Origin of the sequence: uncultured Microscilla sp. (assembly GCF_947493425.1) — a bacterium.
Classification (GTDB): Bacteria; Bacteroidota; Bacteroidia; order Cytophagales; family Microscillaceae; genus Microscilla.
Genome location: NZ_CANLRP010000518.1, coordinates 1 through 405 on the forward strand (window position 1 = coordinate 1; position 405 = coordinate 405).

General features: G+C 34.8%; 1 protein-coding gene. It reads right to left on the reverse strand.

Going from position 1 to position 405, the window contains the following annotated elements; all coding sequences use genetic code 11:
- Positions 1 to 204: 204 nt before the first annotated feature.
- On the reverse strand, positions 205 to 405 hold a 201-nt coding region (locus tag Q0954_RS34540; RefSeq protein ID WP_299466800.1), incomplete at its 5' end, for a hypothetical protein.

The window sequence follows — 405 nt, forward strand, 5'->3', positions numbered from 1 at the left end:
GGGCAATAAAAATAACGAAGTATCAAGGCGAAAAATCACCCCTTAGAGTGTAAATTTATTTTTGAACAATTCCTAAGTACTCTAGATTCTGACTAATAAATTAATTTATAATTGACTGACAATAAGCATACTATGCATTGTTAATTTGGTCTTGACTGAGTACTTAAATATTTACTAAAAAAGTAATGGTTGCCCCTTTTTATTTTATGAAGAGGTTCCTTCTTCACCATCGTCTTTTCTTTTTTGCGTCGGTTTTTTAATCACTGGCATTACTCTTTTTGGCTTAGCCTCAGCTTTGGGTTCGTTTGTATCTCCTTCTGACTGACTCGTCGGTTTTTTAATGACAGGTCTTACTCTTTTTGGCTTAGCCTCAGCTTTGGGTTCATTTGTATCTCCTTCTTGCTG